General features: G+C 37.7%; 13 protein-coding genes and 2 tRNA genes. 7 read left to right on the top strand and 8 right to left on the bottom strand.

Going from position 1 to position 14169, the window contains the following annotated elements; genetic code table 11:
• Positions 1 to 80 precede the first annotated feature (80 nt).
• The 5 genes from CLV95_RS09730 (at position 81) to CLV95_RS09710 (ending at position 6659) form a co-directional block, all read left to right on the top strand.
• Positions 81 to 890: a TatD family hydrolase gene (locus CLV95_RS09730; RefSeq protein WP_002727994.1), complete on the top strand. Its 810-nt coding sequence runs from the start codon at positions 81 to 83 to the stop codon at positions 888 to 890.
• Positions 883 to 2136 (top strand): serine--tRNA ligase, encoded by a 1254-nt coding sequence (gene serS, locus CLV95_RS09725; protein ID WP_002732321.1) that lies wholly within the window; start codon positions 883 to 885, stop codon positions 2134 to 2136. Before CLV95_RS09730 ends, serS begins: the two co-directional genes overlap by 8 nt.
• A gap of 402 nt (positions 2137 to 2538) precedes the next feature.
• Entirely contained in the window at positions 2539 to 4176 is a 1638-nt protein-coding gene (locus CLV95_RS09720) for an OmpA family protein (protein ID WP_002732497.1), read from the top strand.
• Between the two features lie 62 nt (positions 4177 to 4238).
• Positions 4239 to 5081: a transporter substrate-binding domain-containing protein gene (locus CLV95_RS09715; protein ID WP_016757471.1), complete on the top strand. Its 843-nt coding sequence runs from the start codon at positions 4239 to 4241 to the stop codon at positions 5079 to 5081.
• Between the two features lie 3 nt (positions 5082 to 5084).
• Positions 5085 to 6659 carry a hypothetical protein gene (locus CLV95_RS09710; RefSeq protein WP_002732707.1) on the top strand — a complete coding sequence of 525 codons (1575 nt, stop codon included), beginning with the start codon at positions 5085 to 5087 and terminating at the stop codon, positions 6657 to 6659.
• Positions 6660 to 6661: 2 nt separating this feature from the next.
• Here the strand turns inward: CLV95_RS09710 and recR are convergent, their stop codons facing one another.
• The 7 genes from recR to CLV95_RS09675 all read right to left on the bottom strand — a co-directional run bounded on the left by recR (position 6662) and on the right by CLV95_RS09675 (position 11425).
• Complete coding sequence (gene recR, locus CLV95_RS09705) at positions 6662 to 7255, bottom strand: recombination mediator RecR (RefSeq protein ID WP_002732275.1); 594 nt, start codon at positions 7253 to 7255, stop codon at positions 6662 to 6664.
• On the bottom strand, positions 7248 to 7595 hold the full coding sequence (locus CLV95_RS09700) for a YbaB/EbfC family nucleoid-associated protein (RefSeq protein WP_002730501.1): 348 nt from the start codon (positions 7593 to 7595) through the stop codon (positions 7248 to 7250). Before CLV95_RS09700 ends, recR begins: the two co-directional genes overlap by 8 nt.
• Before the next feature lie 4 nt (positions 7596 to 7599).
• Positions 7600 to 9063, bottom strand: coding sequence for a DNA polymerase III subunit gamma/tau (dnaX, locus tag CLV95_RS09695; protein WP_002728021.1), 1464 nt, complete (start codon positions 9061 to 9063; stop codon positions 7600 to 7602).
• Positions 9064 to 9073: 10 nt separating this feature from the next.
• Positions 9074 to 9157: transfer RNA gene (locus CLV95_RS09690), tRNA-Ser, on the bottom strand.
• Positions 9158 to 9192: 35 nt separating this feature from the next.
• On the bottom strand, positions 9193 to 9660 hold the full coding sequence (locus CLV95_RS09685) for a nucleoside deaminase (RefSeq protein ID WP_002732480.1): 468 nt from the start codon (positions 9658 to 9660) through the stop codon (positions 9193 to 9195).
• 259 nt (positions 9661 to 9919) lie between these two features.
• Positions 9920 to 10138: a transcriptional coactivator p15/PC4 family protein gene (locus CLV95_RS09680; RefSeq protein WP_002728008.1), complete on the bottom strand. Its 219-nt coding sequence runs from the start codon at positions 10136 to 10138 to the stop codon at positions 9920 to 9922.
• A gap of 354 nt (positions 10139 to 10492) precedes the next feature.
• Entirely contained in the window at positions 10493 to 11425 is a 933-nt protein-coding gene (locus CLV95_RS09675; RefSeq protein ID WP_002728004.1) for a ferredoxin reductase domain-containing protein, read from the bottom strand.
• Positions 11426 to 11639: 214 nt separating this feature from the next.
• On the opposite strand from CLV95_RS09675, the gene lpxD reads away from it, so the two are divergent.
• Together lpxD and CLV95_RS09665 are read left to right on the top strand one after the other, a co-directional pair.
• A complete protein-coding gene (gene lpxD / locus CLV95_RS09670) occupies positions 11640 to 12698 on the top strand; it encodes a UDP-3-O-(3-hydroxymyristoyl)glucosamine N-acyltransferase (RefSeq protein WP_026054814.1) in 1059 nt (352 codons plus the stop codon).
• Positions 12699 to 12759: 61 nt separating this feature from the next.
• The gene (locus CLV95_RS09665; RefSeq protein WP_002732573.1) at positions 12760 to 12957 is read left to right on the top strand and encodes a hypothetical protein; all 198 of its coding nucleotides are present in this window, start codon (positions 12760 to 12762) and stop codon (positions 12955 to 12957) included.
• Positions 12958 to 14090: 1133 nt separating this feature from the next.
• On the opposite strand, the gene CLV95_RS09655 is transcribed toward CLV95_RS09665, so the two are convergent.
• A tRNA-Gly gene (locus CLV95_RS09655) sits at positions 14091 to 14162 on the bottom strand.
• Positions 14163 to 14169 lie beyond the last annotated feature (7 nt).

Genomic DNA, 14169 nt, shown 5'->3' with positions numbered 1-14169 from the left:
ACTTGTCTGAAGAGATCTTAAAAAATCTCTTTTCAGTCAATCGAATTCACAAAAAGTGACTCACTAAAACCGGATTTCTAATGGTTTCTATCGTCGATACACATTGCCATCTTGATATTATACAATCCGAAGGTTTGAAAATTGCAGATTCTTTAAGGAATGCGGCCGAATCGGGAGTGAAAAAAATCATCCAAATCGGCATTGATCTTGAAAGCTCTTTGAGGGCTCGGTCCATTGCAAACGAATATTCGAATGATTTTTTAGAGATTCGGTATTCGATCGGTTGTCATCCTACGGAAACTCACGAATTTCCGAATAAAGGTGAAATTCTAGAATTTATCTATAAAAATTTAGATGATCCTAAACTCTCCGCGATCGGAGAAATAGGACTCGATTATTATCACACCGCAGATACCAAAAAACAGCAGGAAGAAATTCTGGAATCGTTTTTAGAATGTTCCTTTAAAACCGGATTACCGGTTGTTATTCACTCGCGCGATGCGAAAGAAGATACTGTTTCTATTTTAAGAAATTTCCGTGATCGGGCATTCGGAGTGATTCATTGTTTTACTTATGATTATCCTACGGCCAAAGCGCTCGTTGATATCGGCTATTATATTTCTTTTTCTGGGATCGTCGCCTTTAAGAACGCAACGGAAATTCAAGAGGCCGCCTCCAAACTTCCCCTTGAATGTATATTAATTGAAACCGATGCTCCATTTTTGGCCCCTCCCCCTTTTCGGGGAAAAAGGAACGAACCTGCTTATATGAAATTTATTTTGGATAAGATGTTCTCGCTCAGACCAGAGTCCAACATCGAAGTGGAAAATAAACTTTTTGAAAATAGTATTAAATTTATGAATCGTAAGGCGTATCATCACAATGCTTGATTTGCATTATATTACTGAAAACACAGAAGACTTGAAAAAAGTTTTAGAGCTGAGAGGATTTAAAGAGGTCGGAATTATAGATGAATTGAAGTCGATCATTCAAAGAAAACGTGAACTTCAAAGGGAAGTAGATCTTCTTAGAGAAGAAAGAAACAAAGTCAGCAAAGAAGTAGGAAGGATCAAACAATCCGGCGGAGACATTACCGAAATATCCGCATCCGTAAAACTCGTAGGAGAAAAAATCAAGGAAATAGAAGCCAAACTTGAACAGGAAGAAAACGTTCTCATCAATATTAATTTAGGACTTCCTAATATTCTTGATCCTAAAGTTCCCAATGGGAAATCTGAATATGATAACGTAGTTCAATACGAAGTCGGAAAAATTCCTTCTTTTTCTTTTCTTCCAAAACCTCATTTTGAAATCGGTGAAGCTCTGAATTGGATTAATTTTGAAAAAGGAGTAAAACTTTCCGGGGCAAGAGCTTATACATATTGGAAAGATGGGGCAAAATTAGAAAGAGCTTTGATGAATTTTATGTTGGATGTTCATACGAAAGAACACGGCTATACCGAAGTTTGGGTTCCTTCGATGGTGAACGACGAATCCATGACGGCGACGGGACAATATCCTAAATTTAAAGACGAATTTTATAGAATCGAAAAAGACGAACTCAATCTGATTCCTACCGCGGAAGTTCCTCTTACCAATTTATATCGGGATGAGATTATTCCCGAGGATCAGTTGCCAATTTCCGTAACAGCACATACTTCCTGTTTTAGAAGAGAGGCCGGATCTTATGGAAAAGATACTCGGGGGCTCGTTCGGGTACATCAGTTCCAAAAGGTGGAGCTTGTAAAATTTTGTAAGCCTGAAGATTCTGAGGAAGAACATAAAAAAATGCTTTCTCATGCGGAAAATATTCTCAAAAAGTTGAAACTTCCGTATCGAGTTATCATTCTTTGTTCGGGAGATATTTCCGCAAACTCTTCGATTACCTATGATATTGAAGTTTGGATGCCGGGTTTGAATCGTTTTATGGAAATTTCATCCGTATCGAATTTCAGGGACTTTCAGGCGAGACGGGGAAAAATTCGTTATAAATCCAAAGACGGAAAAAATCAGCTCGTTCATACAATCAACGGCTCTGGACTTGCCATTGGTAGAACCTATGCGGCAATTTTGGAAAACTTTCAAGATGCAAACGGAACAGTTCATATTCCGGAAGTGTTAAAATCTTATTTTTAGATTGGTTCGTTATTTTTCAATCTTATTAGTACAGTTGAATATATTGCATCGTATTTATTTTGTTCTGAGTTTTGCTTAGAACTTGTCCAAACCCGTCGAGCGCCAATAGAAGCGAGACGCTGAGTTACCCGAGCGCCAATAGAAGCGAGACGGCTTTAGTTTCCTCAAGCGTCAATATCAGTGTATAAATGTTAGGGTTTACAAACATACATAAGAACAAGGGATATGATCCGCGGGAATCCCTTGGTTTGCGAGAGGTTCACAATTCTATTTCTACCTAAGGTTTTGGGACAAGCTCTAAAGTAATTTTCGGATTTTCATTTTTCTGATTTTTAAACTCAGGTTTTTATCAAAAAAACGGATAATAAGCATAGGGATTTTTTTGAAATCTTTGGGGTTGTTATGTATTCTTTTTTTCTAACTTTGAATGGCGTGTCTAAAAATTTACGTTTACTATATCAAAAACATCGAGTTAAAAAATTTAGCTCCACGTTTATTTACAACACACCCAAAACCCGCGGCTGGACAGGTTTTTATGCCAATTTTCGTTCCTATTTTAGGATAGTTGTTAAATCTTTTTCCGGTTTTCGCGGTATAAAAAAATTATCGTATTTTCCTGCTTTTCATAGAGCTGAATTTCTTTATCGAAAAAAATGGAATACTGATATCTTTGACAAAATGCCGGAGTATGAAAAAAATTTGTCGTCTTATTTCGTAATAAAATCCGTTAAAAATGGGGCACTAAGTTCGAAAAAAGATATCGTCAAATTATTCTCGAATCAATTCGTTCTTTTGTTAATATATGCAGTTTTTTTAATTTTACTACCGATATTTTCCGTTGGCTCTCAGGAGTTGAATGAAATTAAGGGCTCCAGAAATCAAAAACCGGAAAAATTAAAAGGTTCTATCAATACAAATCTAAATGAGTTTGGAATTAGCCTTACGGATAGCGGAAATGTCCTCTATTTTTATTCTAAAAGGGAAAATTCAATTTATACCGATCTTTACAAATCGACTCGCGTAGGAGATAAATGGCAACAAGGGGAGGAAATTGAAAATCTCAATTCGAACTATGATGATCAAAGTCCTTTTATTTTAAATCAAGAAAAAGGGATTATTTTTTCATCCAATCGGGATGGATCGATTGAATTTCAACTTTCTAATGGGAAGACCGGAGTTTCCAGAGATTTGTATTTTTCTAAAAAAATAGATTCTTCCTGGATCAAACCTATAGCTCTTCCTAGAACGGTGAACACGGAAGAGATCGAAGAAAATCCGTTTTTATTTGGCAATCGATTGTATTTTACTCGCTATCCGTTCGGACAAGTTTCTGAAGCGGATATATTTGTTTCGGTTTATAGAAACAAAACTTGGGAAAAGGCGACAAGCCTTCCTGATCCGATCAACACGGTTTATTCCGAAATTGCGGCGACGATTAGCAGGGATGGTAAGACGATTTATTTTTCTTCCAATCGTCCTGGAGGCTTTGGTGGCTATGATTTGTACAAATCCACTTTGCTTGCAAATGGAGATTTTTCAGAACCGATCAATCTTGGACCCGACATTAATACGGCTGGCGATGAGGCTTTTTATTTGGAAGCTGCTGATGGATCTACTTTTTATTTTTGTAGAAGAAGCGGGCATGATTATGATATTTATTCTATTGTTTCTAATCCATTTCAGGAATTAGAAAAAGGTAAATCGATTTCTTTAGACAGTATTCATTTTGCTTTGGGATCTTATGAAATCCTCGAAGATTCTTTTCCAATTTTAGAAAATTTGAATTCTTATTTGAGGGAAAATCCAGGTATAAAAATTAGAATCATAGGACATACGGATCTCAATGGGGATTACCAAGACAATATAATTCTTAGTCATAATCGCGCAAATGCAGTAAAAGATTATCTGGTTAGAAAGGGAATCGATTCGGGCAGAATCGTAACCGATGGAAAGGGAAGTTCGGAACCGATCGTTCCTCGAAAAGATCCGAAAACGGATTATAAAAACAGAAGAACCGAATTTCAGATTGTAAGTCCCTAGAAATTATTTTTTTCTTTTAAAATCCTCTGGAAAAAAATAAGGATTAATCCAGCATTTGTTTCATGCTCGCGATAAGAATTCTATGTTTGTTTTTGGTTTTTCCGGCTGTGTTATTTTCTCAGTCGGAATATGCCGGTTCCAGATTAGAAAGAATTCTTTCTAAAAAGGAACTCGTTGTCGGTGTAAATAAATACTACGAACCCTTTTATATCGAAAATCCGAAAGATGGATATCCAGGTATCGATGCGGAATTGGCTAAGTTCTACGCGGATTATCTTGGAGTATCCTTAAAACTTGTACCTCTCAAAACGTTCAGACAGTTTGCGGAGGATATTCGTATCGGTAAAATCGATCTTGCATTTGCCGGAATATCCACCGATTTAAATCGAGGTAAACAAGTTACTTTTTCCGATCCTTATCTTGTTACGACTCCTGCGGGGCTTGTTAGCAAGAAAATTCTTCCACCGGAACCGGAAGGGAATATAGTTATTTCCAGAAGATTTATGAGCCTTTCGGATCTTGCAAACTTAAGCGGTCTTGTGAGTTTTTCGGTAAGGTCTAATACTACGAATCACATTTATCTTCAAAAAAAATTCTCTAAATTACCGATTTACAGTTATCTTTCGGATTCGATCGCGATCGATAATCTTATCAGCAACAATGTGACTTGTTTTGTGGCGGACAGTTTTTTTATTCTTACTTTACTTCAAAAAAATCCCTCTTTGAAGGCAAATTATCTTCCTCTTTTGGGTACAGTTCAGGAGGAAAATATCAGTGCGGCTCTTCCGTTGAATGATTTGATTTTTGCAGATAATTTAAATTTCTTCATCAAGGAATTGAAACGGACCGGTCTTTTGGAAGAATTAAAAAACCGATACTTTAATCAAAACAGCTGGGTAAAGTGATTCGTGTTCAACAACCTTTCAAAAAAGGCTTACTGCTTCTATTATCTTGCGGTAATTTTATCTCCATCTTTGATTTTTTCCCAAGAAGTTGAAGAGAAAACTAAATTCGATTTTCAGGGAAATTATAGGGTGCGTGGATTCAATCTTGCAAGAGATATATACACGTCTCGTCAAACTTCTGCCACTCCTTACGATAAAGGCGCATTTAAAACCGAACAACAACAACGAAATCAGAATATCGCCGAAACTGAAATTACAGAAAAATTGAAAGGTAATCCTAGCACCTTGTCTCCCCAAAAGGAAGACATTTCATATTTTGATACTAGAATGACGGTAAACATGAATTTTAATACTTCGAAATATTTTGAAGCGCTTTGGGGTGTTCAAGTCGGTGATATTACTTTCGGTGGAAAAGGTTTCGGTCAAAACTCAACAACCGGTCCGGGGCAAGGTGGAGAAGCGAACTCCACTTCTCCGGTAAACATACAGACTACATTTTTATATTTGAATTTTAAACTTCCAGAGGACGCTTTCAGTTTGAGGGTAGGTCAGCAACTCTTTTTTTCCCCAAGAGGGAGAGTGATCTTTGCTTCGGGTACCGGAATTACGATTAACAAAGACTTTCGATTGTGGAACACTACAATTGAATCCGGTTGGTTTGTGGCGCGACAAAACGCTCAACTCGACTTGGATAAAAACGCTTACGCCGATAAGAATTATGTAGGAACGAATATTTATTTTTACAGAATCAAAACGAGTTTCTTTAACAATGTAAAACATGAACTTTATTCCTACTTTTTAGATGATACGATTAAATCCATAGAAAAGACGACTAACGCAAAAGGAACTGTAATCGCTTTGGATAGCGAATTCGGCCAATTGTTTTGGCACGGCTTTATGAACGAGATCAATCTATCGAACTTCGGGTTTGTGGTTCATGGGATTTATAATCACGGAACCGTTCATGTTTTGGAACCGTATCGAGACAATACCGGAAATGTTTTATATAACCGATTTAGTAGGCACAATATATCCGGCGGAATGTTGGATCTTCAGTTTTCCTATCGTTATAGCGAAAATTTTACCTTCAACTTAATAGGAGTTGGCACTACGGGGCGTCCTGGATTTGATAAAGATGGGACAAGGGCGAATCTTCGAGGTGGAGGTTATAAAACTTTGATGCCCGGTTACTCTATATCGAATATTGGGCACGACTTTACGGGAGGGTACGCACTTTTTTCCGGAAAAGATTCGAGCGGTTTGTACGAATACGGAGTTAACGGAGATTTTGTAGTTTATGGTCCCTTGCTCCTAACATTAGGATATTATCGATTGTATGGAACAAAGTCACCTTATATTGAAAACAATCGTTACTTCAATTTTGATAATGGATACAAAACAAGCACTTTCTTCGGGCACGAAGTGAATATCAATTTAAGATGGAATGCATTTCGAGATATGCAAATTTTGATGAGATCCGGTTATTTTATAGCGGGGGATGGATTGAAGGCTTATTTAGATACGACTTACGGGAAAATTCTTAGGGAATTTTTTGTAACTGCAGAACATAGATTCTAAAGTTAAAGCTGAAGACGGGAACGAATGGCTCTCCCCAAAGTGTATTGGTCTGCAAGTTCAATCGAGCCTCCGACCGTAATCCCGTAAGCAATTCGAGTAACGTCGACAGAAAGGGGTTTTAACTGACTCGCTAAATAATCTGCGGTTGCATCTCCTTCAAGAGTTGGGTTCGTGGCGACCAAAACTTCTTTTATTTGTTCTGGTTCGATTCTTTCCAAAAGTTCTTTGATTCTAAGATCTTTCGGTCCAATTCCCTCCAAAGGGGAGATTACTCCGTTTAACACGTGATATTTGCCGTGAAATTCTCTTGTGTTTTCGATAAAAAAAATGTCTTCCGGTTGTTCCACGACACAGAATGTGTGGGTATCTCTTTTTTCCGAGGTACAGATGTTGCAAATTTCCGTTTCCGCATAAGAACCGCATCGTTTGCAAAATTTGATTTTGTTTTTCGTGTTCGTGAGTTGGTGAATGAAATGATTAAAATGACCCTGTTCAAGTCTTAAAAGATGAAAACTGATTCTAAAAGCACTCTTTCTTCCGATCCCCGGAAGCGAAGAGAGAGCATCCACCATTTCTTCAAGAAGATGATTAGCCAAAATTTCCGCCGAACATTTTGGAAATTTCGGAAAAGTCCAAACCACCGGATGCAGCTTGAAATTCGTAAGCGGTCGCTTCTTTTGCTTTTTTGAGGGCGTCATTTGTCGCGGCCATAACAAGATCTTCGAGCATTTTATTATCATCTGAGTCGAAGAGTTGTTTATTGATGAACACGTTTATGATTTGTCCTTCCCCTGTAGCCGTAACGGTTACCATTCCCGCACCCGCGTCTCCTACTACTCGAATGGAGGCGATGCGTTTTTTTACGTCTTCCATTTTTTCTCGGAGGGCTCCCATATTGGAGAGAAGTTCCGACAGGTTTTTTATTTTATCAAGCATAACGTTAAGAATCCAATTTAGGGATTTTACTTTGATCTACTTCGGTTCCGAGAAATTTTTTCTTTATTTCGGTACTCGTATCGAATTTTTGCAAATTTGGTTCGGAAGTTATGGTCGATTTTATTTCCAAGGAATCGTTTCTCAAAGAAGAATCCTGCTGATTAGACTCGAAGCGGGATCCTAAAGAGGTGTCGGAAAACGAATTATCTTTTTTTTTAGAAGATTCTTCTTGTGCCGCACTTTTGGATATAGGAAGTGATTTAGCGTGTTCCGTATCGAGAGTGGAATTTTTAGAACCTTGCATCATAAGAATCAGATGATTGATTCGATCGACCAAACCAGCCAAACTCGGATAGGTAAGTTCTTCCACGAGTTTTTTGATTTGAATTTCCGTGAATACTTTAATCTCAAAAGAGTTTCTCAAACGAATCGTTTTGATTTTTTCGTAAATTTCAAAAAGTTTTCCGGAAAGAAAATTCAATTTTGAAGAATCCACATTTTCAAAATCAGATTTCATTTTTGCCAGATCTTCTTTGGGAAAATTAACGGATTCGGAATCAGCAAGGGAATCGCGGATCAAGTTAAGAGTGTGAGTAAATTCTATGGAATCCCATAAAAATTTGTAGATATCTTGACCTTCTTGATAGAGGGATTCGATGATTTCCAAACTTTTTGAATGATTGTCGGGATCGATAAGACTTTTGATGAACGAAGTTAAAAATTCAATTCCGTGATAACCGATCATCTTGCGAATTCCGGTTCCTGACAATTTGGAATCCGTAAATACGATCGCCTGTTCCATAAAAGAAAGCATGTCTCTTACGGAACCGTCGCCTTTTTTCGCAATCCAGAAAAGTCCTTCTTGATCGTATTGGACATTTTCGATCTTACAAAGTTTTTCGGAATAATCCTGTAAAACGGACAAGGGTACTTTTTTAAAGATAAAATCCTGACATCTGGAAAGAATGGTCTCTGGAATTTTATGAAACTCAGTTGTGGCCAAAATAAAAACAATGTGAGCCGGGGGTTCTTCCAAAGTTTTTAGAAGAGCGTTGAAGGACTGATCCGTCAACATGTGGACTTCATCTATTATATAAACTTTATATTTTCCGCCCATGGGGGCGAATTTAACATTGTCTCTGAGTTCACGAATATTTTCGATTCCTCGATTGCTCGCGGCATCGATTTCAAGAACGTCGCTCGAAATCCCCTGAGTGATTTCGGTACAAGAACTACATTCGTTGCAAGGTTCATTATTGATCGGATTTCGGCAATTCAATCGTTTTGCAAGAATTCTCGCGATCGTCGTTTTACCGACTCCTCTAGGACCGAAGAAAATATATGCATGACCGATTTTTCCGGATTTAAGTGCGTTTTGAAGAGCGCCTATGGCAAGGTCTTGATGAATTACGTCCCGAAATATTTGCGGGCGGTATTTCCGAGAAAGGACTTCGTGAGTTCCTGCCATAATACGGAGTCGGAGAAGCCGGGATTCGAACCCGGGGTGCTTTTGGCACACATGCTTTCCAAGCATGCACAATAGACCACTCTGACACTTCTCCTGTAGCTTTCAGAAATTCCGTCTAGAGGTTGTATGTCAATTGAATTTCTTTCTTCTGATTTTGAAAAACGATTTGAATGCATTTTTAGAAATTTCAGCTGGAATACAAATCAGTTCGGGAAAAAAATTTCGTGAATAAATCATCTCCATACTGAGAGACGAAATTCCTTCTCCTTGTCGTGCAGGTAAAAGATAAATTATTTTCGGAATTCTTGAAAGAAGAATTGTACCTGTGCACATGAGGCAAGGTTCCAAGGAGGTAATGAGTGTACAATCTGTAAGATAGCGAGTTTTTAATTTTTTTTTCGCGTCACGAATGCAAAGAATTTCGCTGTGAAAGGAAGAATCCAAATGTTTCTCGACTTTGTTAAACGTTTCACTAATCAATTCTTCTTTTTGATAGATTCTCGTAAAACTGGGAACTTCTTCTCTTTCTTTTAAGAGTAAGTCTTTCATACTTTTAAAAAAATCGGAGAGAATCCTATCATTTAAAGATTTGTACATAAAGTTAATATTTTGAATTCTTCGATCTCTTTAAGTTGCCCATCTACCCATGAATATTGTTCTTCGGACATTTTCAAATATTCTAATTTTTATCGTAACAGCACGAAACGATTCGTTTCAAATGATCGTATTTTTTATCGTTAAAAAGCGGTTGGATTTGTTGATTCCTTAAATTCGGGAAAGTGCCGTATCTTTTATTCGCTTTACCTTATTTGGAAAATTAATATGAAAAAGCTTGTATCAAGCATGAAAGTGAATTTTAGCTTTTTACTTCGTTTTCGGCTTCGATAACTGCTTTTTTGATTTCGTCGTAGAGTTCTGGTGGAATTGCAATTCCTTTCTGAGTCGGCTTTTTTTCTCCGTCTTTATCTGTGTACCAAATTCGGAGATTGAGGTACTTAATCCCTTTGTATTCTGAAACTTCCACCCGAATCACTTCGCCTCTGCCTTTATCTACGTCACGAATAATGATTCCCATATTTAATTCTCCCGATAAAATTTATAATTATCTCAAAACTCAAATCTTCTATACAAAAGGACCAAAAGTTGTAAAGCTAATGCTCTCCTCTTGCTAAATTCAGAGCAATATCACCTATGGAACTAATTCTTTTACCAATATAAATAAGGGATACGAATTTCCTCGAATTTTTTTTATAATATTCTTTGGGATTATAAAATAAAAAAGCCGAAAGAAATCGAATTTCCTTGGCTTTTTTGAATTAGAGTTTTTGAAAAATTAACTCTCCATCCGTTTTTGTTTTATGAAAACGATGGATGGAAGCGGTTTTGTTGATCTGAACTATGGAATTTTCAACAACTCTATTGAATGCGATCAGTATGTTTCGACGAATAACTGATGGGCACCTTCCAGGTGATGTTTAAACTCTTCGTACGTTCCTGCATGTTCGGCGGTTTTTTGGATTTCTTCAATTACACCTTTTTCCATTCCTTTCGGTCCGCCGCAAATATAGAAACGCCCGCCACCGTTCAAAATCTTTTTTACTATTTCTGCTTGTTCACGAACTCGGTGGGAGATATACATTCTTCCGCCGTCGAAAGGATTTTTTTCTTCTCTGGAAATTGCAGTAATAAGTTTAAAATTCTTGTGTTTGGATTCTAAACCTCTAAGGTAATCCATCATTACAAGTTCATCGGAATAAGGCGCTCCATAGACAAGAGTAATATTTCCGGTGAATTTGATAAGTTTATGTTCTAAAAGTTCCTCACTCATTCCAATGAAAGGAGCGATTCCGGTTCCTGTTGCAAGAAACATAATATCTTTTTCGAAATCCGTGGCGGGAAGAAGAAATTTCTTTCCGGAAGGTCCGGTCATTATGACTTCGTCGCCGGGTTTCAGATCACACATATAGTTCGAACAAACACCTTTGAATTGAAGGTTTCCATTTTCATCGTATACGTTATCTCTTTTAATAATGAATTCGATATTGTCTTCTTTCATTCCAAAGGAATAACTTGGAGAAGCGATGGAATAAAGTCTTACTGTATAACTCGCATCGGCTAAACCTTTCGCTTTTTTTTCAGGATCTTCACCTGGAGGAATTACTCCGCCGCTTTGTCCGATTAAGTATGGATAAGCGGAATGATCGAGCGCTAAAGTTATTCTATGAACAAGCGCTTCTCCTTCTTTTTTGGGTCTTTTCCCGGTTCCGGCTTCTGGAGTTAATAGAACGTTGCTGATTACTTTGGCTTTGTAGGGATTGGATTTTTTAAATAAGTTAATCTGGGGTTCTCTAATCGGTTTCATAAGCGGATACAATTCCTAAAAATGAAAAATTTTTTGAATTTCCTACATGGTTTTCAGACAGACCATTTCGTCAAACGGGATATTTATATCGTATTTCCGACGAAATAGTAATTCTTATAAATCGATAATTTTCTATGTACAACCTTTCTTCTTTTTTGCGTGACGATCGGAATTGTCCATTTCTCCGTGTAATAACGAAATAAAACGAGGAAACATGTCCCAGATCAAATTATCAGAATTAACGAAAAAAATAAGCGGGTCTAAAATTATAAACACCCAGATACCGGACACGATCATTCTAGAGAAAATCGTCTCCATCTTTCCCGGAGCAAAAAATTCCGTAAGTTTTCTTTCCAATAAAAAAATGTTAAACGAAGCCAAAAAAACTATTTCCAGCGTGATATTAACTACCGAAGAACTTGCAAAGGAATTGTCTATTCCTTGCCTTGTGGTTTCTAATCCGGAACTAAGTCTTGCAGAAGTTCTTAACGTTCTTTATCCCTCTTACGTTCCTTCCGGAAAAATTTCTTCCACTGCTTCTATTCATCCGACTGCTAAACTAGGTTTTGGAGTTACGGTAGGAGAATTTGTGGTGATCGGAGAAAACTCTGTGATTGGAGCGAACACCTATCTTGAGGACGGAGTTAAGGTTTCCAGAAATGTAATCATTGGAGAAGATTCTCACATCGGTCTTAATTCTTCCATTCAACACGGAGTCCTGATTGGAAAGAGATTTATCTGTTCCGGAAATTGTTCGATCGGTGGAGATGGATTTAAATTTGTTACCGCAAATGGTAAACACCATAAAATTCCTCAAGTGGGCGGAGTAAAAATAGGAGACGACGTTGAAATAGGATCTTTGTGTACAATCGATCGAGGTGGTTTGGAGGACACGATTATTGGAGACGGATGCAAATTTGATAATATGGTTCACGTTGCTCACAATTGTGTATTGGGAAAAAACATCATCATCGCTGGACAAAGTGGTGTTGCTGGTAGTACGATTGTTGAAGACGACGTGATTATTGGAGGAGCTTGTGCGGTCGCGGATCATCTTCATGTTCCGGCGGGAACGATCCTTGCGGGTGGAACTTCTTTGAGAAATTCCCCGAAGAAAAAAGAAATTTTCGTAGGTTGGGATTACGGTTTAACTTTTCCCGAATTTCAAAAAGTTCGTGTAAATATTCACAATCTCGTGAATTTCCAGAAATGGGCCAAAAGAATCAAAGAGTTGGAAAAACACGCTGGAATTAAAGTAGAAGAAAAGGAATGAGCTTGACAGGACTTGAAATTGGAAAGCATTCTTTTTCTACATCTTATTTGGAGGATTTCCCTTGTATTCCCGAGCAAACGAAGATAACCCGGAAAATAAACCGGACAAAATCTCCCGTAAGCCGGATTTTTCCCAAAGTAAAAAAATAGGAAGGTTGCTGGAAGCTCTTGCCGATAACATTTTAGAAAACGATACAAAGAATATTGTTTTTTTGAATGAGATTCAAAATAATAGATCGAAGAGTTCAATTCAAAGATAGAATCCAATCTTGATCGGTTCCTCCTTATGGAACCGATTGTCTTACCTTCAAGGCCCCTCAAAACTCTAGAATCATAGGAACTTCTATGAAAACATTCCAACAATAGGCTTAGAACTTGTCCCAAAACCTCAGATGTTGGAACTCCTACTAGAGTGTTCCAACGATACAATTCGTTAGAAATCCATAAATCACCGATCTACCGGAATTTCCTGGCTCTATTACGAACTTATAAAATGGTTGTGCTGATTTCTTTTCAGGTTTTGGGACAAGTTCTTAAGTTTTGGGATAGTTCTTACGGACTGGATGATTTGTTTTAGGTAAATTTTTATATAAAGATACATCGACCGTTTTTAAGAATATTTGAGTATCACCGTATCAAAATCGCTTCAATTCAAATCAGTACTTAAAGTTTTGCAAAAACCGATTCCATTGACGACAAATATATTTTTGCTTTGCAAACTATCAAAATTATAAAATTTTTTAAAGTAATCGTATTTTCGTTTAACAAGCATTATATGAATTAGCTTATTACTTTTATTATCCATTTTTATAGGAAAATTGAAAAAATTCTCCGCCTTTTTTATCATGGCAACTTTACTTCAAAGCGGCTTCCTTTAACCTCTAGACACAACATTTGCTCGGGAATGCTTCACCAAGTTGGGTCGTTGTTTGGTTTTTTCGAATTTGTGTTCGAGTTATTCGTTAGGAATTATCTTAAAAATGTTTTAAGATAATTGAAATCGAGGGACTCCGCCCTCTTCGTAGTCTCGCATCCTTGCTCGACTAACTTCGAAGCACTTCGCTTTGTCCTCGGCACTTCGTGTGCTTCGGTCGCATTTGTGACGCTCCTACGGTCGCTACAAATGCTTTCCAAAGCTCGCGTTCGAGTCATCAAATAGTAATTTCAGAATTTTATTGTGTTTAAAGGAAGTTTTGCGGGCAGAGGGACTCGCCCTCTCCGTAGTCTCGCATCCTTGCTCGACTAACTTCGAGGCACTTCGCTTTGTCCTCGGCACTTCGTGTGCTTCGGTCGCATTTGTGACGCTCCTACGGTCGCTACAAATGCTTTCCAAAGCTCGCGTTCGAGTCATCAAATAGTAATTTCAGAATTTTATTGTGTTTAAGGGAAGTTTTGCGGGCAGAGGGACTCGAACCCTCACTGGAAGCTTGGAAGGCTACAGTGCTAGCCATTACACCATGCCCGCGATTCGT

The sequence above is a fragment of the Leptospira borgpetersenii serovar Javanica genome (genome assembly GCF_003046425.1).
Taxonomy (GTDB): domain Bacteria; phylum Spirochaetota; class Leptospiria; order Leptospirales; family Leptospiraceae; genus Leptospira; species Leptospira borgpetersenii.
This window is presented reverse-complemented; position numbering and strand designations above follow the sequence as displayed.

Bases quoted from the DNA above. Each gene is read 5' to 3' on its own strand.
- lpxD (WP_026054814.1), top strand. From the start codon at position 11,640: ATGTCCCAGATCAAATTATCAGAATTAACGAAAAAAATAAGCGGGTCT.
- CLV95_RS09715 (WP_016757471.1), top strand. From the start codon at position 4,239: ATGCTCGCGATAAGAATTCTATGTTTGTTTTTGGTTTTTCCGGCTGTG.
- dnaX (WP_002728021.1), bottom strand. From the start codon at position 9,063: ATGGCAGGAACTCACGAAGTCCTTTCTCGGAAATACCGCCCGCAAATA.
- CLV95_RS09675 (WP_002728004.1), bottom strand. From the start codon at position 11,425: ATGAAACCGATTAGAGAACCCCAGATTAACTTATTTAAAAAATCCAAT.
- CLV95_RS09730 (WP_002727994.1), top strand. From the start codon at position 81: ATGGTTTCTATCGTCGATACACATTGCCATCTTGATATTATACAATCC.
- CLV95_RS09685 (WP_002732480.1), bottom strand. From the start codon at position 9,660: ATGTACAAATCTTTAAATGATAGGATTCTCTCCGATTTTTTTAAAAGT.
- serS (WP_002732321.1), top strand. From the start codon at position 883: ATGCTTGATTTGCATTATATTACTGAAAACACAGAAGACTTGAAAAAA.
- CLV95_RS09700 (WP_002730501.1), bottom strand. From the start codon at position 7,595: ATGCTTGATAAAATAAAAAACCTGTCGGAACTTCTCTCCAATATGGGA.
- CLV95_RS09720 (WP_002732497.1), top strand. From the start codon at position 2,539: ATGTATTCTTTTTTTCTAACTTTGAATGGCGTGTCTAAAAATTTACGT.
- CLV95_RS09680 (WP_002728008.1), bottom strand. From the start codon at position 10,138: ATGGGAATCATTATTCGTGACGTAGATAAAGGCAGAGGCGAAGTGATT.